18 protein-coding genes are annotated in these 16,345 nt (G+C 69.0%); 13 read left to right on the top strand and 5 right to left on the bottom strand.

What is annotated here, in order from left to right:
- Positions 1–8 precede the first annotated feature (8 nt).
- The 3 genes from ASC60_RS04905 to ASC60_RS04895 form a co-directional block, all read right to left on the bottom strand.
- Positions 9–941 carry an N-acetylneuraminate synthase family protein gene (locus ASC60_RS04905; RefSeq protein WP_055546931.1) on the bottom strand — a complete coding sequence of 311 codons (933 nt, stop codon included), beginning with the start codon at positions 939–941 and terminating at the stop codon, positions 9–11.
- Entirely contained in the window at positions 942–2,141 is a 1,200-nt protein-coding gene (locus tag ASC60_RS04900) for an acylneuraminate cytidylyltransferase (protein WP_055546929.1), read from the bottom strand. It lies immediately after the preceding gene.
- A gap of 161 nt (positions 2,142–2,302) precedes the next feature.
- On the bottom strand, positions 2,303–3,646 hold the full coding sequence (locus ASC60_RS04895) for a DUF6716 putative glycosyltransferase (protein WP_199830874.1): 1,344 nt from the start codon (positions 3,644–3,646) through the stop codon (positions 2,303–2,305).
- A 223-nt stretch (positions 3,647–3,869) separates the two neighbouring features.
- Between ASC60_RS04895 and ASC60_RS04890 the strand changes: the two genes are divergently transcribed.
- The 6 genes from ASC60_RS04890 to ASC60_RS41485 all read left to right on the top strand — a co-directional run bounded on the left by ASC60_RS04890 (position 3,870) and on the right by ASC60_RS41485 (position 9,445).
- Positions 3,870–4,847, top strand: coding sequence for a glycosyltransferase family 2 protein (locus tag ASC60_RS04890; RefSeq protein WP_055546925.1), 978 nt, complete (start codon positions 3,870–3,872; stop codon positions 4,845–4,847).
- Positions 4,847–6,280, top strand: coding sequence for a polysialyltransferase family glycosyltransferase (locus ASC60_RS04885; protein WP_055546924.1), 1,434 nt, complete (start codon positions 4,847–4,849; stop codon positions 6,278–6,280). The genes ASC60_RS04890 and ASC60_RS04885 overlap by 1 nt, the downstream gene beginning before the upstream one ends.
- Before the next feature lie 94 nt (positions 6,281–6,374).
- Positions 6,375–7,583, top strand: a complete 1,209-nt coding sequence (locus ASC60_RS04880; RefSeq protein ID WP_079038155.1) for an acyltransferase — start codon at positions 6,375–6,377, stop codon at positions 7,581–7,583.
- Between the two features lie 43 nt (positions 7,584–7,626).
- Positions 7,627–8,280 (top strand): MOSC domain-containing protein, encoded by a 654-nt coding sequence (locus tag ASC60_RS04875; RefSeq protein ID WP_055546922.1) that lies wholly within the window; start codon positions 7,627–7,629, stop codon positions 8,278–8,280.
- A complete protein-coding gene (locus ASC60_RS04870) occupies positions 8,277–8,672 on the top strand; it encodes a VOC family protein (protein WP_055546920.1) in 396 nt (131 codons plus the stop codon). The genes ASC60_RS04875 and ASC60_RS04870 overlap by 4 nt, the downstream gene beginning before the upstream one ends.
- A gap of 188 nt (positions 8,673–8,860) precedes the next feature.
- Positions 8,861–9,445: a DUF6461 domain-containing protein gene (locus ASC60_RS41485; RefSeq protein WP_159043204.1), complete on the top strand. Its 585-nt coding sequence runs from the start codon at positions 8,861–8,863 to the stop codon at positions 9,443–9,445.
- A gap of 1,537 nt (positions 9,446–10,982) precedes the next feature.
- Here the strand turns inward: ASC60_RS41485 and ASC60_RS04860 are convergent.
- The gene (locus tag ASC60_RS04860; RefSeq protein WP_055546916.1) at positions 10,983–11,312 is read right to left on the bottom strand and encodes a hypothetical protein; all 330 of its coding nucleotides are present in this window, start codon (positions 11,310–11,312) and stop codon (positions 10,983–10,985) included.
- 199 nt (positions 11,313–11,511) lie between these two features.
- Here ASC60_RS04860 and ASC60_RS04855 point away from each other — a divergent pair, with 199 nt between their 5' ends.
- The 7 genes from ASC60_RS04855 to ASC60_RS04825 all read left to right on the top strand — a co-directional run bounded on the left by ASC60_RS04855 (position 11,512) and on the right by ASC60_RS04825 (position 15,451).
- Positions 11,512–12,363, top strand: coding sequence for a helix-turn-helix transcriptional regulator (locus ASC60_RS04855; protein WP_055546914.1), 852 nt, complete (start codon positions 11,512–11,514; stop codon positions 12,361–12,363).
- 12 nt (positions 12,364–12,375) lie between these two features.
- Entirely contained in the window at positions 12,376–12,576 is a 201-nt protein-coding gene (locus tag ASC60_RS04850; protein ID WP_055546912.1) for a DUF397 domain-containing protein, read from the top strand.
- A 103-nt stretch (positions 12,577–12,679) separates the two neighbouring features.
- On the top strand, positions 12,680–12,946 hold the full coding sequence (locus ASC60_RS04845; RefSeq protein WP_055546910.1) for a hypothetical protein: 267 nt from the start codon (positions 12,680–12,682) through the stop codon (positions 12,944–12,946).
- A complete protein-coding gene (locus ASC60_RS04840; RefSeq protein ID WP_055546908.1) occupies positions 12,927–13,442 on the top strand; it encodes a DUF6879 family protein in 516 nt (171 codons plus the stop codon). The genes ASC60_RS04845 and ASC60_RS04840 overlap by 20 nt, the downstream gene beginning before the upstream one ends.
- 15 nt (positions 13,443–13,457) lie before the next feature.
- Positions 13,458–14,306, top strand: a complete 849-nt coding sequence (locus ASC60_RS04835) for a helix-turn-helix transcriptional regulator (protein WP_055546906.1) — start codon at positions 13,458–13,460, stop codon at positions 14,304–14,306.
- A gap of 92 nt (positions 14,307–14,398) precedes the next feature.
- Entirely contained in the window at positions 14,399–14,710 is a 312-nt protein-coding gene (locus tag ASC60_RS04830; protein ID WP_055546904.1) for a hypothetical protein, read from the top strand.
- 315 nt (positions 14,711–15,025) lie between these two features.
- Complete coding sequence (locus tag ASC60_RS04825; protein WP_055546902.1) at positions 15,026–15,451, top strand: hypothetical protein; 426 nt, start codon at positions 15,026–15,028, stop codon at positions 15,449–15,451.
- A 181-nt stretch (positions 15,452–15,632) separates the two neighbouring features.
- Here the strand turns inward: ASC60_RS04825 and ASC60_RS04820 are convergent, their stop codons facing one another.
- Complete coding sequence (locus ASC60_RS04820) at positions 15,633–16,274, bottom strand: DUF4232 domain-containing protein (RefSeq protein WP_055546900.1); 642 nt, start codon at positions 16,272–16,274, stop codon at positions 15,633–15,635.
- Between the last annotated feature and the right edge of the window lie 71 nt (positions 16,275–16,345).

Below are 16,345 nucleotides of genomic sequence, written 5' to 3'. Positions count from 1 at the left end.
AAGAAGGCTCAGACCGCGACGGGCTCGCGGTCGTCGGCCTCGGTGTCGGCGACCACACCGGAGACCCGGCGCAGCTTCTTCATCGGGCCCAGCTCGCTCTCGTAGACCTTCTTGACGCCGTCGCCCAGCGACTCCTCGACCACGCGGATGTCACGCACCAGGCGGGCGAGACCCTGCGGCTCGACGGAGGCGGCCTGGTCCGAGCCCCACATGGCGCGGTCCAGGGTGATGTGGCGCTCGACGAACGCGGCACCGAGCGCGACGGCGGCCAGCGTGGTCTGCAGACCGGTCTCGTGGCCGGAGTAGCCGATCGGCACGTTGGGGTACTCGGCCTGCAGCGTGTTGATCACGCGCAGGTTCAGCTCCTCGGCCTTGGCCGGGTACGTGGAGGTGGCGTGGCACAGCAGGATGTTGTCGCTGCCGAGCACCTCCACCGCGTGGCGGATCTGCTTCGGGGTGGACATGCCCGTCGACAGGATGATCGTGCGGCCGGTCGCCCGCAGGGCGCGCAGCAGCTCGTCGTCGGTCAGCGAGGCGGAGGCCACCTTGTGCGCCGGGACGTCGAACTTCTCCAGGAAGGCGACGGCCTCGGTGTCCCACGGGGAGGCGAACCAGTCGATGCCGCGCTTCTCGCAGTGCTCGGAGATGGCGCGGTACTCGTCCTCACCGAACTCCACGCGGTGGCGGTAGTCGATGTAGGTCATCCGGCCCCAGGGCGTGTCCCGCTCGATGTCCCACTGGTCACGCGGGGTGCAGATCTCCGGGGTTCGCTTCTGGAACTTGACCGCGTCACAGCCGGCGTCGGCGGCGGCGTCGATCAGCTTGAACGCGTTCTCCAGGTCGCCGTTGTGGTTGATGCCGATCTCACCGGTGATGTAAACCGGCCGGCCGGGTCCGGCGGTCTTCGCGCCGAGGGTGCGGAGGCGAGAGTTGGAGCTCACTTAAGACAGTTCCTTTCCGAGAATCCACGAGGCGATCTCGCGGATCGCGCCGTCTCCTCCGGGGGTGGAGGTGACCGCACGTGCGGCGCCGCGCACGACGTCGTGCGCACCTGCGACCGCCACGGGCCAGCCGACGAGGCCGAAACACGGGAGGTCGTTGACGTCGTTGCCGACGTAGAGCACGCGCTCCGGCGCGATGCCCTGCTCCTCGCACCACTGCTTCAGTGCGAGATCTTTGCGGTCGATGCCGTGGAGCACGGGGACCTGCAGCTTGCGGCCCCGCGCGGCGACGACCGGGTTCTTCTCCGTGGACAGGATCAGCAGTGCCAGCTCCGCTCGGCGCAGTGCGGCGATCCCGAGCCCGTCGCCGCGGTGCACGGAGACGAGTTCGCGTCCTTCGGAATCGATCAGCACCCTGTCGTCGGTCTGGGTGCCGTCGAAGTCGAGTACCACCGCGTCGATGTCGTCGCGGGTGGGGAGGGCGCCCGGGCGCCCCGCGTCCAGCAGCGGGGCGAGGGCGCGGGCGCGGGCCAGGTCGTGCGGGTCGTCGACCTCCAGCACCCGGGCGGGGTCGGTGCGCACCAGCTCGGTGCGGCCGAAGAAGCGGTGCCCGGCCTCGCGGAAGCCGCGCGCGTCCATGGCGTAGGCGGCGCCGGTCTCCAGGAAGTCCTGGGGGCGGTCCTGGCGGCGCGGGCGGTACGACTTGTCGTGGTTCACGCCGTCGCCGCCGTCCCTGCCCGGGTCGTCGCCCTCGCGCCAGACGAAGCCGTGGAAGGGTGCCACCGTCAGCGCGCTGTCCGCGCCCTTCTCGGCGACCGCGCCGGCCACCCCGTCGATGTCCTCGCGGACGATGAACGGACTGGTGCACTGCACCAGGAGGACGACGTCCACGGTGGTGCCGTGCATCGCCTCGTACGCGTCCATCGCGTGGATGACCGCAGCCTCGCTGGTGGCGGTGTCGCCCGCGATGTCGGTCGGCCGCTGGACGACCACGGCGCCCGCGCCGCGCGCCGCGGCGGCGATGCCCGCGTCGTCGGTGGAGACGGCCACGTCGGTCACCAGGCGGGCGGCCCGGCACTCCATCACGGCACGGGCGACCAGCGGCACACCGCCGACGGCGGCCAGATTCTTGGCGGGCACGCCCTTCGACCCGCCGCGGGCGGGAATGACGGCGAGCACACGGGGGCTCGATGCGGGCATGGCGGCTCCTTCGGGGAATTCGGATGTGACCCGTTCGCTCAGGGCCCCACCGCGGTTCGCTACATCGCTCACAGCCGCTGTTCCGTTCGCTTCTCCGCCCACACGGCGCAGAGGCGCGGCCATCGTCGTCACCTGCCGCCCGGCGGCCGCGCGCGCGTCGCTCACAGCTCCCCCATCCGCCGGATGACCGGGGCCACGCGCTGGACGCCATGCCGGTAGGCGCCGCGCGCCGCGTCCCGCACGGTGTTGCGTACGACCCGCCGCAATCCGCCGACCTCGGCCTCGTCCAGGGAGGCGGCGCCCGGGCGGGGCCGGCCGTCCGGCTCGAAGCCGTAGCGCTGAAGGATCCGGGGCAGATAGCCGGGCGCGGTGGCCCGGGTGTAGTAGGGGGCGAGCGCCGGGAGGGATTCGGCCGCGGCCAGGGCGGAGACCTTGTCCCGGGCGGTGTCGAACGCGGTCTCGTACGCCCCGTCGGCGGCCACGCCCTGGCGGGCGAGCCACTCCGGATCGGGCTCGGGCCGGTATCCGGCGTCCAGCTCGTCCCACGAGGCCAGACATCCGGAGCCGAGGAAGTGGTGGTTGCCCAGCGGCTCGCGGATTCCGAGGTCGGTGAGGATCGCGGTCGGAATGGAGCGGTGCAGGGACTCCAGAGCGGCCGTGGAGCTGATGGTCACCAGCAGGTCGGTGGTGTCCAGGACCTCGCCCATGTTCCCGTAGGCGAGGCGGAAGTTGGGCGGCAGCCCGTCGCCGAACTTGGCGATCAGCTTCTGGTACGGCAGTTCCTCGATGTGCGTGGTGTGCTCGCCCGGCTTGGAGCGCAGCTTCACCACGACCTCGCGGTCCGGGTGGCGGCGGGCGTGGTCGACGGCCCGGCGCAGCAGGTACGTACGGTCGGCGCGATTGTCCGGCACGGACGGCTGGACGGCGAACACCACCGTGCCGCCGGGATACTTCCGCGCCTGCCGGGCCTTCTCGTCGTAGCGGGCGCCGCCGAGGAAGGGGAGCGCGCACTCGGTGACGCTGTCACCGGAGGCGCCGACGCCGGTGTACACCTCGCGGAAGCGGTCCGCGTCATGGCGCGAGTTGGCGAGCACCACGTCGGCGCCGTGCCGCAGCAACAGCCCGTCGGCCAGCTTCTCGTAGACGACGCCCACATAGCCGGTGACGATCACCGGGCGGCGGGTGGCGCCCTGCCAGGCGTGCGCGAGGGCGTGCAGCATGGCCTGGACGCCGCCGCCCACCAGGGACAGCACGATCACGTCGTACTTCTCGCGGTCCATGGACCGCACGAACTCGATGCCCGTCACCTCACGCAGCGAGTCCGTGCGCACCCCGACCTCGGCGAGCTGCCGGACGGTCGGCGTGGCGCGGCCGCGCAGCAAGTAGCCGTCCAGGCGACGGCCTGAACCCGCTGAACCCGCTTCCTGGGAATCCGAGCTGTCGGGGACGAGGCGCTGCGCGGTGAGCGCGCCCCATTTCCACCGGGTGTCGGAGTCGGCGAGCACGGCTACTCGCACAGGGGATTTGATACGTGAGGGCACGTCGGAGACGCTAGGAAGGGATTTCGATTCACGGCCCAACGCAGGAGCAACAAAGGGTTAACAGCGCGTCGACGAATGGCGAATCGGCTGGCCGGAGCAGCGGGTTAACCGTTCCGACGTATTTCGTTCACCTTGACGTACACCTGCGGTCAAGACGAATGCCGCCCGGCGACCTAGCGTCACCCGCGTGGTTAAGCTCTCCGTCATCGTGCCGTTCTACAACGTGCAGACCTATGCCCCTGACACGCTCAGAAGTCTTCGTGCGAACGCACGCGCGGACTTTGAATTCATTCTCGTCGACGACCATGCGACCGACGGGACACCGGAGATCCTCGAGCGCGCCGAGCGCGAGCTTCCGGGGGCCGTCTACATCCGTCATGAGCACAACGGCGGGCTCGCCACCGCGCGCAACACCGGTCTGGACGCGGCCACCGGCGAGTACATCACCTTCCTCGACGGCGACGACTGGCTCGCGCCCGGGTATTACGAGCAACTGCTCGCCGCCATGGAGGACCTGGGGTGCGACTTCGTGCGCACCGACCACGTCCAGTGCACCGGCCGCAAGCGCTCGGTCCACCGGGTGCCGCACGGCCTGCGGGACCAGGTGATGAACCCGCGGGAGGTGATCCTGCCCGCCGACCGCTCCACCTCGGTCGACTACGCCTTCGCCTGGGCGGGCATGTACCACCGGCGGCTGGCCGACGAGGGGCTTCTCCACTTCACCCACGGGCTGCGCACCGCCGAGGACCGGCCCTGGATCTGGCGGCTGCACCGCGAGGCGCGCAGCTTCGCCGTCCTCGGCCTGCACGGCGTCTTCTACCGGCGCGGCGTCTCCTCCTCGCTCACCCAGATCGGCGATGTGCGGCAGCTCGACTTCATCCGCGCCTTCGACCAGGTCATCGAGGAAACGGCGCGGGACCGCGACGCGGACACCCTGCTCCCCAAGGCCGTGCGCACCTACTGCGCGATCATTTCCCACCATCTCGGAAACATCGAACGCTTCGAGCCGCAGGTGGCCCGCAAGCTCCGTTCGATGTCGGCGGCCGCGCTGAAGCGCATGCCCCAGGACGTACTGAAGGACGCGCTGGATTCCATGGACTACGAGCGTGCCGCCCGGCTGCGGCGGCTGAAGCGCCGCGGCGCGGGCACGGAGGTGGCGGCCTGATGTCCGCGACCCTGACCTACACCCCGCGCGGCGAACGCAAGCGCACCCAGATCTTCATGGCCTCCACCCTGTACGGGGCGGCCACCCTCGCCGCCGCGATCGACGCGGGCAGTGTCGGACCGGCCGACCGCCGGCTGCTGCTGGTCAGCAACAACGCCGCGACGCCGGAGACCACGCCCGCCGTGGACGACATGCCGGGCTTCGAGCGGCTGCGGCCGCGCTTCGACCGGGTGCTGTCCTGGAACGAGACGATCAGCCCCTTCCACCCCGGCGGCTGGTCCCCGCGCCAGGACGACGCCCCGCTGTGGGAGCGCCATCTGCGGCTGCTGTGGAACCTCGGCGAGGACGACATCGAGCTGATCCTGGAGTCCATCCAGGTCAGCCCGGCGATGGCGATCGCCCAGGTGTTCCAGGGCGCCCCCATCGACGTCTACGCCGACGGGCTGATGAGCTACGGCCCGACCCGAAACAAGCTCGACCCGCTGGTCGGCACCCGCATCCGGCGGCTGCTCCACCTCGACCTGGTGCCGGGGCTGAAGCCGCTGCTGCTCACCGAGTTCGACGTACCGGCCGAGGTGCTGCCGACCGAGACGTTCACCAAGGTGCTCGCCGAGATCGGCGAGGCCGCCCCGCGCGCCGTCACCTCCGCGACCGCTTCTCCGACTGAGCGTGTCGCCACCGGCACCGGGCCCGCCCTGATCCTGGGGCAGTACCTGTCCGCGCTGGACATCCTCACTCCGGAGGAGGAGGAAGAGCTGCATGTGCGGATGCTGCGGGGCGCGGTCGCGCTCGGCCACCGCACGGTCGTCTTCAAACCGCATCCGACCGCCCCGGCGCGCTGGTCGCGGATGCTGGAGAAGAAGGCCGCGGAACTGGGCGCGGAGCTGACCGTCGTGGACACCCCGGTCCTCGCCGAGGTGCTCTACCAGCGCATGGAACCCGGTCTGGTCATCGGCTGCTTCTCCACCGCGCTGCTCACCGCGAGCGTCTTCTACGGACTGCCGGTGGCCCGCATCGGCACCGATGTGCTGCTGGAGCGGCTGACCCCGTACCAGAACAGCAACCGGGTGCCCGTCACCATCGTGGACGCGCTGCTGCCGGACCTGGAGGACCACAAGGCGGTGGCCGCCGGGGCCGCTCCGGTGGACGAGCGGTCGGGGCAGAAGCTGAACGGGCTCGTCTCCGCCGTCGGCTTCTGCATGCAGGCGAAGATCTACCCCGGTCTGCGGCCCGCCGCGGAGCGCTATCTCGCCGCCCATCTGGACGCCCGCACCTGGCGCTACTTCAAGCGCCGCCGGCTGACCGCGCTCGCCCTGCCCGGGGCCGTCCCGTCCCAGCTCGGCTTCATCCCGCGCAACGAGACGGTGCGGCGGGTCGCCCGCCGCGCCCGGGCACTGAAGAAGGCCGCGCTGAAGAAGACCGCCACCAGCTGACCCAGCCGACTGTTCGTCCCACCAGAAGGAGCCACGGCGTGACCGCCGACCACGGGGTAAGCCACATACGCACCGGCGCCTCGGGGGTGGCGCCATGACCGCGGGCGCGGGCGCGCCGCCCGCCCCCGAAGCGGGCCCGATAGCCCCGGCCCCGGTCCCGTCCCAGCGCGAACCGGGGCTGGGGCCGGGGCAGCCCGAGCCGGGGCAGGGGCCGGGCCGGCCGGTCCCGGGCCGCAAGGGGCAGCCGGTGCGGCTGCGCGCCCTGGACGGGCTGCGGCTGCTGGCCGCGCTCATGGTCGCCGCGTACCACTACGGCGGCCGCGACGGCGAGATAGCCCAGGCGTGGGGCGCCTCCCCGCGCCACATCTTCCCCACCGCCTCGTCGTACTTCGCGTACGGCTGCCTGGGCGTCCAGATCTTCTTCGTGATCAGCGGCTTCGTCATCTGCATGAGCGGCTGGGGACGCCCGCTGCGCTCCTTCTTCGCCTCCCGCGTCTCCCGGCTCTTCCCCGCCTACTGGGCCGCGATCCTGCTGATCACCGTCGTCTTCGCGCTGCCCTGGGTGGCGTTCGAGACGGTCTCGCCCAGCGACACCCTGGTCAACCTGACCATGCTCCAGCAACCGCTGGGCGCCGACCGGGTCCTGGGCGTGTGCTGGACCCTCTGGGCCGAGCTGCGCTTCTACGCCCTCTTCGCGCTGTTCGTCGTCCTCCCCGGCGCCAGCCGCCAACGCGTGGTCCTCTTCTGCGCGGTGTGGACCCTGGGCGCCGCTGTCACCGACGCGGCGAACCAGCCCCTCCTGGACCTGGTCCTGATGCCGAACTACGCCCCGTACTTCATCGGCGGCATCGGCCTCTACCTGATCCACCGCTACGGCCACGACGCCACGGCCTGGGGCATCGTCGCCCTCAGCTTCCTCATCGGCCAGCACTACGCGGTCTCCGAGTTGTGGCACCGCCCCGACCCGGACTTCTTCTCCTACCGCTCCGCCTTCGGCATCGTCGCGATCGTCGCCTTCGGCTACCTCGCCGTCGCCCTGGTCGCCCTCGGCAAGCTCCAGTGGGCCAACTGGCGCTGGCTGACGGTCGCGGGCGCGCTGACGTACCCCTTCTACCTGGTCCACGAGCACCTGGGCTGGGTCGTCGTCGGGTACCTCCACCGCACCCTCGGCCTCCCCTCGTACACCACGTTCGCCCTGACCATCCTGCTGATGCTGACCCTGGCCTGGCTCCTCCACCGCTTCGTGGAACAGCGCCTCACCCCGGTGCTGAAACGCTCCCTCTCGACGGCCCGGGTGCGCTGAAAATACGTCGCCCCAGGGCCCGGCGGCCCCTACCGTCAGCCCCATGAAGCTGCTCTCCGTGAACGTCGGCACACCCCGGCCCAACCCGTGGAAGGGCCTCAGCGCGACGGGCATCGACAAACGCCCCGTCGACGGCCCGGTCACCGTCACCGCCCCCGGCCCCAAGGGCACGGGGGCGGTCGGCCTCGACGGAGACCGGGCGTACGACGTGAAACACCACGGCGGCCCCGACCAGGCCGTCTACGCCTACGCCCGCGAAGACCTCGACGGCTGGGAAGCCGAGCTGGGCAGGCCCCTGCGCAACGGCGTCTTCGGCGAGAACCTCACCACCCTCGGCCTGGACGTCAACGCCGCCCTGATCGGCGAGCGCTGGCACATCGGCCCCGAAGTGGTCCTGGAGGTCTCCTGCCCCCGCATCCCCTGCGCGACCTTCCAGGGCTGGCTGGAGCGCGACGGCTGGATCAAACGCTTCACCCGAGCCGCCCTGCCGGGCGCCTACCTGCGCGTCATCACCCCCGGCGCCCTACGCGCGGGCGACCCGGTCGAGATCGCCCCTCGCCCCACCCACGACATCACCATCGCCCTGGCGTTCCGCGCCCTGACCGCCGAAGCCGCCCTGCTCCCCCGCCTCCTGGCCGCGGACGCCCTGCCGGAAGAGATCAAGGCACTGGTCCGCACACGCACGGAGGACTCATGACCAGCAGGTTCACCGAGTTGGTTGTCGACTGCCACGACCCGGAGCGCCTCGCGGCCTTCTGGTGCGCGGTCCTGGACTTCACCGTGATCGAACGGAGCGAGACCGAGGTCGAGATCGGCTCCTGGGAGCCGACCGTCGAAAAGGTCCGGGCCCGCCAGATGCCACCCACCCTGCTGTTCATCCGGGTCCCCGAGGGCAGGACCGTGAAGAACCGGCTCCACCTGGACGTCAGCCCGATCGACGGCAGTACCGACGAGGAGGTGACCAGGCTGCTCGGCCTCGGCGCCGCCAAGGTGGACGTGGGCCAGGGCCCCGGCCGCAGCTGGGTGGTCCTGACCGACCCCGAGGGCAACGAATTCTGCGTCCTGCGCACCCTGGAACCACCCCATTAGCCTCGCCGTTTCGGTTGGGGTGACGAGACGTCGCTGTTCGTCTGCTGTCGCGTGGGCAGGGTGATCAACGGCCCCTGGGGCAGCGGTACAGTTCTGGTGATCCATGCGAACAGACGTGCAGCCCGCCGACCCGCTGCCCGAGTGTCGGTGAGGGCGCGCCGTGCCGCCCCAGTGGAAGACATGATGCGGTGACGGAATCATCCCTGGCCATGTGTGTGCCGTCGGATCACTTCGGCCTTACGTGTGTGCGGGATGTCTCGCCGGACGAGGTGCTGGCCCGCTTGAGCGTCACGGATCAGGCACCGTACCCGCTCTACACAACTGGCGAGGCTGTCCGGCGCTTGGGATTCGGCCACGAGAACCCCGCGGCACGTATCTGCCAGGCCGGTCAGTGGACCTTCCTTCTCGACGTCGACGCCCACGGTTTGCTGCTCCAGACCCCGGTGCTCACGCGCCTGTCGGTGGGGACCGAGGCGGTTTCGGTCTGGAACGTGATGGATGGTACGACCCGGATCGGGCACGCGCGAGGAGGAGAACTGCTGGCCTCCTACGACGCCTGGCACTCCGAGCCGCCCGAGGGTGCCGATCCGTCGTTCCTCAACCAAGCCCTCACCGACGCAGGTTTCTTCCTGGACGAGAACTGGGAGTCTGGCGAGTGGGAGCCGGCCGGTGCCGCGTTGCTCCTGCTGGAGCGAGAGTTCGGCCTGACGCTGTCCTCCGGGACCGCAGAGAGTCCCCTGCCGACGGTCGGCCTCCATCACCTGCGAAGCTGACCGTCGACCCCAGGCGTGGGAACGCGGGAGTTTGAGGGTCGGTGTATACCAGGGCACCACACAGCCGCCGGTGTTGGTGACGGCGTACTGGTCGTCGCAGCGGACTTCTACGCCGCCCCAGGTAATGGGGGGCAGGAGATCGATGGCGTCGGGGGAGCCGATGGAGAGCTGATAGTCGACGTCTATGTACTGGTAGCCGCTGGTTGGCTGCTGTGCTACGAATGTGGAAGTCGACTTCAGGTTCTGGCTGTCGGCGATAGGCGTTCTGGCCCACGGCTTGGTGCTTGAAGGAGCGCATGGAGCCGTACAGTTCGTGGTCCACGACACGCCCAGGCCGGCGGGCAGAGTGCCGGTGTGGGAGAGCATCGTGATCTGATCGGTCTCCGTCCACTGCAGACTGTTCGCCTTCAGGTCCAGCTGCTGCGCAGTGGCGAACAGGGCGGTGGCTTTGACCTGATTGTTGCTGTCGAGGTAGGTGTACTGCACGTTCGGGTCGATCTGACACTGCATGGTGCGCGTGGCGTACCAGTAGCCGTCCTCATCCCTCGTGCACTCGTTGACCGGCAGCGGAGCAGCCAGCGCCCCGGACGCGGACCCCGCAGATGCCGCCGCAGCACGGAGCGCAGCCTTCCCCTCCGCGGGCGAGAGCCGCGTCAGACATCCGTACGCACGCTTCACACCCCCGGCACGTCTGGCGCGTGCTGCGGCATCTGCGCAGTCTTCTTCGGTGGGGCCGGACCGTTTGCCGCTGGTGTCCAGGCGCTCCTTGTCCACGGAGGTGGACGCGGAGGCGGGGGCGGAAGCCGCTATCGGTCGTTCGTCGCGGGTGGGGGTGGCGGAGACAGCGGGCTGGACTGCCGCACCTGTGAGAAGTGCGGCTGCGGCAAGGGCGGGCAAGAGGATGCGTCTTATCACAAAGCATCTTTCGAGCAGCACGACATGGCCACCGGCGGATCCGGCGGCTCTTTGGTACGGGGGGTTCACGGCACGCTCGCAGCTCAGCAACGGCATGGGCAAGCCGTTTCCACAGGCTCAAAGACTCATCTGTTCTGTGCCCGAAACCACGTGCGACTTAGGGAAAGTGAGGATTCTGCTCTGGGATGCTGTGGTTTTCGCTGCCCAGGCGCATTCGGCAAGGGAAATTCCAGTCGTTCAATCGACCAGGGGCGGCAAGTGAGCCAGGTCACAGCCGATTGGGTCGGCCCTACGGTGAAGGCCGGCCCCTGCCGCAGGGAACGGTAGGCACTTCCATGACCAGGGCCGGTGGCAAGGGTTCCGCCGCGAGAGCGCAGGGCTCCGACAGCAGAGTCGAGGCGGGCTCGAACGTCCAGCGCTGCCACACCTCCGGCCTGAACGTGGCCCTGGGACACGCTCGTCGACCAGCACAACGCCATCCACCCGGGCACCTTCATCAACCCCATCGACTGCCCCCTCAGCCCGACGCCACCCCTCACTCGTCCACTGCCCCGGTGTGCCACGCCGGGACGGCGGGCTTTCCGCTACCCAGCCCCACGCCCCAGCCGTCGGGCGCTGGCCATCAGGCGGCGAGGCCAGGGTCGAGCGAGGCGACCGTGGGCGGCCCGAGCCACACGAGCTGCGCGGTGACCCCACTCCGGGAGAACCACGCCTCCGCCCGCTCGGGCGAGCCGAGCACCAGCCGCTGCCCCGGAGCGATGACTTCGGTGCGCCCGTCCTCGTGGGCCATACCCCACGCGGCGATCTCCACGTCCGCCTCGTCGGTGCCCTCGTACGGGTGGATACGGGCCACGGCGAAGAGGCGGGGCGCGGTGGCGAGGGCTAGGGCGCGGAGTTCTTTGCCGAGGTCGAACGGCTCGGGGGTGGATTCCTGCGGGGGTACGAAGGTCATGGCATGTCTCCTTACCGAGAGGCGCAGTTGGCCAGGACCAGGCATGCGTGGTCGACGGCCACCGTTACGCCGAAGTGGTCTGCCTCACATCGTAGAGCAGCAACTAGAAGAGTTTCTATATTTCCTTAGATGTCTTTCTAGTTGGAGCAGGAGGGGCTTTCACGGCAGACTGTGCCCAGGTGCGAGAAGGAGAGGCCGGATGCCACCAAGGGACGCACTGACCGTCCGCCAGCGCCGCTTGGGTGTCGAGCTACGGAAGTTGCGCGAACGCGCAGGGCTGACCTCCACTGCGGCAGCGGTGATCAACGGCGTCAATCAGGCGCGGATCAGCAACCTTGAGGCGGGACGGTACGCGGTGAGCGCCGAGCGCGTGCGCACACTCGCCCGTAGCTACGACGCCGCTGATCAAGCCCTGATCAACGCCCTGGCCACCATGGCTGGACGACGGGACCGTCAATGGTGGGAGGAATACCGCGAAGTCCTGCCCACGGTCATGCTCGACATCGCCGAACTCGAACAGGAGGCCGCAGGGTTGCGGGTCGCCTTGGCGGTCCACATGCCCGGACTGCTCCAAACCATGGATCACGCCCGTGCCCTCTACCGCGAAACCGTCCCAGCCCTGGAACCGTACGAGGTGGAGCACCGGGTCGCCTTCCGCGTCCGCAGACAGGGAATCCTCCACGGCAAGCGGCCAATCCCGTACAAGGTCATCCTTCACGAGGCCGCCCTGCGCTTGGGCTGCGGTGGGCCGAAGGTCGCCAGGGCACAGTTGGAGCACCTGATGGAGATGAGCGAGCGCGACAACATCACCGTGCACGTGATCCCCCTCGGCAGCGGACCGTTCCCCGGCTCCGGCCAGCCGATCGATTACGTATACGGCCCTGTGCCCCAACTCGATACGGTGACGTTGGATACCGATCACGGCTGCGAGTTCCTGGACGCAGAAGCGCAGCTGGTGAAGTACCGGACCGTTCTGGACCGGCTGGAGGAGACCGCGCTCGCCCCAAAGGCGTCACGAGATCTGATGCGCCGCGTCGCACTCGACACCTGAGAGGAAACCCACGTGCCCGAACGTCACTGGCGAAAGTCGTCCTACAGCGTGGAGGGATCCAACTGCCTGTACGTCGGCGTGGACGAGTGCGACGCCATAGTGCTCCAGGAGAGCGAACACCCCGAGGCCATACTCTCGACCACGCGCGCACCCCTGAGAACCTTCATACGCGCCGCCAAGGCAGGTCAGTTCGACCACGTCACCGAATCCTGAGTACCCCTCACGCCCCGGTTGGCGCCTGTGCGCCCTTGCCCACCTCATCGGACGGGTGGAGAGTCATGCGCTATCCGTGAGCGAATCGGTACAGGAGGCAGCCGTGGCACTAAAGTTCCTGGGGATCTATCCGAACACTCCGAATGACGGCTCGCCCACCATCTGGCTGGACGACGACTCCGGTGATCTGATCATCCAGTCGTGGAAGGCGGACGACGCGACACTCAGGCAGTGCCAGGAGGTGGGGTCGATTCCTGGCCACTCCACCGACGTGCCCGACCACGAGACGGTGATCCGGCTCCCTGCGAACATGCGGCAGTTCATCCCTCAGCCTGATAGCGAGGTCAACAGTGGCAACGGCGGTACGTGAGGCCCTGGCTTCCGCACAGCATTCGGCAGTTCATCTGGAACTGCGCGACATCTACACGCCCGACGACCCTGATTTCGCCGACTGGCGGGCCGGCGCGCACTTCGACCCAGCCGAGCGGTGGCGAAGCTGGTTCGACGTGGTGATGGCGACCACGGCCAGAGGCGTTCGGATGAGGCGGGCTCGTGTCGTCTCCGAACCCGTCAGTGAATACATCAAATTCGAGTACGACGTGACAGGGGCCCACAACATCGCAGCCGGCGAAGAGGTCCGGTGGTTACCCCGGCGGAAGGCGGCCGATCTCGCCCTTCCGGGCGCAGACTGCTGGGTCATCGACGATGAGGTCGTGATCTTCAATCACTTTGATGGAAACGGCAATTGGGACCCTGCGACGGGTATGGACGTGCGGAGGGAACCTGCGGTGGCAAAGCTGTGCGCCTCAGCGTTCGAGGCCGTCTGGGAGCGCGCCGTACCGCATGCGGAGTATCGGCCGCTTTGAGCGAAGCCCCTGGCGATGCCCGTTTCCCCCTCGTCCAGCGCACGACATGCACGGCAAGCTCTTGGCGCCCGCCTCGGTGAGATCCGCGAAGACGCGGGGCTGACCGGACGGGCGCTCGCCGCTCTCTGCGGTTGGCATCCGTCCAAGATCAGCAAGATCGAGCATGCCAAGACGTCCCCCTCTCCGGACGACATTCGGGCCTGGGCAGAACACTGCGATGTACCGGAGCAGACGGCAGACCTGATCGCGTCGCTGCGCACAGCGCAAGGCATGTGGGTTGAGTGGCGCCGAATGGAGCGGGCGGGACTGCGCCGCGCACAAGAGGAACGTCTGCCGCTGTACGAGCGCACCACCCGCTTCCGGGTCTACTCGTCCTGGCTGATCCCTGGCTTGATCCAGACCCGCGCCTACACAACCGCGGTGTTGCGCGCCATCCGCGAGCGCCGTGGGCTTGTGGATGACGTCGAGGCCGCCGTAGCCAGTCGTATGGAGCGTCAACGAGTGCTGCATACCGGAGAGCGTCGTTTCGCCTTCCTCATAGAGGAATCTGTATTGCGCTCCGGCACCGGGGGCTCGGAGACGATGGCGGAGCAACTCGCACACATACTCGCCATCAGTTCGCTGGCCAACGTCAGCGTGGGCGTGGTCCCGATGCAGCCGGACCGAACTCGCTGGCCCGTGGAGAGCTTCTGGATGTTCGACATGGCCGAGGTCAATGTCGAACTCGTTTCGGGCTTTCTGACAATCACCCAGCCCGGCGAGATCGCCATGTATGCCGAGACCTTCGGCGAATTGACCGAACATGCGCTCTACGGAGCGGCGGCACGAGAACTGATCTCCTCGGCAGCCGACTCGCTCGGTTGAAATTCCCGAGCAACTTCGAGCAACCTCGTTGAGCAGGCATTGATTCGCTCCGTAGTGTCTCCGTCACTCACATCTGCGGGGAGCTGCGCGCCATGAAGATCACCGAGGAACACATCGACGCCATGCGTTCCGCGCGTCACCGGGCGGCTGGAGCGGAGGCAAGGGCGGTCGCTGAATTACTGCGGGAGGTGCTGGGGCGCCTCGGCTTCACGCCCGACGTGGCCGTACCCCACGGCGCACATACCGAGGACCTGTTCTGGCCCGTCCTGCGGGGCGAGGTGACGGTCTCGGGACATCCCATGGTCGCCCTCGGCCGCATTCCGCTCGACAGCGCGAACCACCTCGCGGACATCCTCATGCGCGCCGCGCTGGAAGAGCAGACCAAGAGGGCCGCCACGAGCTGAGCGACGGCCCCTTTCACACCCCCGTCCCGGCTGGACCGGAGCCCTGGCAGGTCGAGCCCAGCGCGGAACGGGCGCACGTGCACGACGGCGGCGGGGAAGGCCCCCGCGCCGACAGCATCGAAGGGAATCATCCCGATGCGCTTACGCGGATTCAAGGCCGCCGTCCTCCGGCAGGACCCCGAGGACGACGGACCGACCGAGGGCGGCCAGCAGGGCGGCTGCGGTGACGGCGACGGCTGCGGCCGTCAGTAGCGGGTGAGACGGGGCGGTCCCCATCTTCGGGTGGGGACCGCTCACCACGGAGAGAGCGAGCGCATGCACCACCACGGCTACACCTGGCTCGGATCCGCCCACGAATTACTCAAGGACGGCCCCCGACGCCCACCGCACCCGGAATTCGGATCCAGCAAGGTCGTCCCCCTGGAACTGGCCCACTGGCTGCTCAAGCCCGCCTCCTTCATCCAGGGAACCTGGACCGATCCGGACCAGGCCGCGGAATGGTTCAGCGCGCAAGCGCGGGACGCCGCCGCGTCGTTCGTCTCGGAACACGACCGCGATGCGGTAGGCCGAGTCGTCAATCGTGTCGCCAGCGGCGAGGACATGGTCGGCGGCTGGTACCTCACCGGGCAGAGATTTCTGTCCGTGTGCCTGATCGCGTGCAGCCCGCACCGCATGCGACCGGAACTCCCCTGCCCTGGCGGCTCGCCCAGGCCGGGGCCGACGGTCACTGGTCCGGCGTGAGACTGCCCATGACGTACTCCAGCTGGAAGACCGGGGGACACCCGCCACGTCGAGTTCGCCCCGGTCGACCGTGTCGTCGTCGACGACGAACACCTCACCACCGTTCTCCACGCGGACTATGCGCTGCCCCCGCCGGAGCCTTCGGCCTGGCGGGGGCGCGGGGAGGCGCGTCAGCGGGGGGTTACCAGATGATGGCGTCGTCCAGGTCCTGCTGCCAGTACGTGACCTTGATGGAGTCGTCGATGTAGACGCCCTTGGCGGGCAGGGACGGGTGGGCGGCCGAGGAGAGGCTCTCGCCGTCGCGGTCCGAGAAGTAGACGGTGAGGGACTTCGCGGTGTAGCCGTTCGAGCCGCTGCCGTCGGCGGCGGACAGGTTCACGGAGGCGTAGCCGGACTCGCCCGGGGCGAGGGTGACGACGGCCTGCGGCTTCGATTCCTTGATGACCGGCGGCACCGACTGGGCCGCCTCGAACTGGACGGCCGGGTAGTTGTAGAGGTAGCAGGGCTTGCTGCCGGTGTTGGTGACCGTGAGCAGCATGTGGTTGAGGGGGCGGGCCAGAGGGGCCGCGGTCGTCTTGGTGTTGGAGCCCTGGCAGGTGACGGCGGCCCGGTTCGTGCCGGCCTTGCTGTTCGCCGACACCGCGGACGCGTTCGCGACCGGCTTCGCACCGGCGAGGGACTTCGCGCCCTCGTGGGAGGACACCGACGCACCCTCGGCACGGGCGCCCGATCCGTCGGTGAACGCGGTCAGGGAGAGGGTGGCGACCGCGGCGGTCGCGGCGACGGCCAGAAGGCGGGTGCGGGAGAGGCGGGTGCCGGACATGTGAGGGAGTCCCTTCGGCGGTGCGGTGGATGTGCTGCTTGGATGACCTGAGCTTGTGGGGCCATCTGTCC

The sequence above is a fragment of the Streptomyces sp. NBRC 110028 genome (assembly GCF_001417735.1).
GTDB lineage: Bacteria > Actinomycetota > Actinomycetes > Streptomycetales > Streptomycetaceae > Streptomyces.
This window is presented reverse-complemented; position numbering and strand designations above follow the sequence as displayed.

Excerpts from the sequence above, each read along its gene's own strand:
- ASC60_RS04855 (WP_055546914.1), top strand. The coding sequence starts at position 11,512 with ATGCCACCAAGGGACGCACTGACCGTCCGCCAGCGCCGCTTGGGTGTC.
- ASC60_RS04885 (WP_055546924.1), top strand. The coding sequence starts at position 4,847 with ATGTCCGCGACCCTGACCTACACCCCGCGCGGCGAACGCAAGCGCACC.
- ASC60_RS04835 (WP_055546906.1), top strand. The coding sequence starts at position 13,458 with ATGCCCGTTTCCCCCTCGTCCAGCGCACGACATGCACGGCAAGCTCTT.
- ASC60_RS04900 (WP_055546929.1), bottom strand. The coding sequence starts at position 2,141 with ATGCCCGCATCGAGCCCCCGTGTGCTCGCCGTCATTCCCGCCCGCGGC.
- ASC60_RS04830 (WP_055546904.1), top strand. The coding sequence starts at position 14,399 with ATGAAGATCACCGAGGAACACATCGACGCCATGCGTTCCGCGCGTCAC.
- ASC60_RS04860 (WP_055546916.1), bottom strand. The coding sequence starts at position 11,312 with ATGACCTTCGTACCCCCGCAGGAATCCACCCCCGAGCCGTTCGACCTC.
- ASC60_RS04875 (WP_055546922.1), top strand. The coding sequence starts at position 7,627 with ATGAAGCTGCTCTCCGTGAACGTCGGCACACCCCGGCCCAACCCGTGG.
- ASC60_RS04880 (WP_079038155.1), top strand. The coding sequence starts at position 6,375 with ATGACCGCGGGCGCGGGCGCGCCGCCCGCCCCCGAAGCGGGCCCGATA.
- ASC60_RS04825 (WP_055546902.1), top strand. The coding sequence starts at position 15,026 with ATGCACCACCACGGCTACACCTGGCTCGGATCCGCCCACGAATTACTC.
- ASC60_RS04820 (WP_055546900.1), bottom strand. The coding sequence starts at position 16,274 with ATGTCCGGCACCCGCCTCTCCCGCACCCGCCTTCTGGCCGTCGCCGCG.
- ASC60_RS04870 (WP_055546920.1), top strand. The coding sequence starts at position 8,277 with ATGACCAGCAGGTTCACCGAGTTGGTTGTCGACTGCCACGACCCGGAG.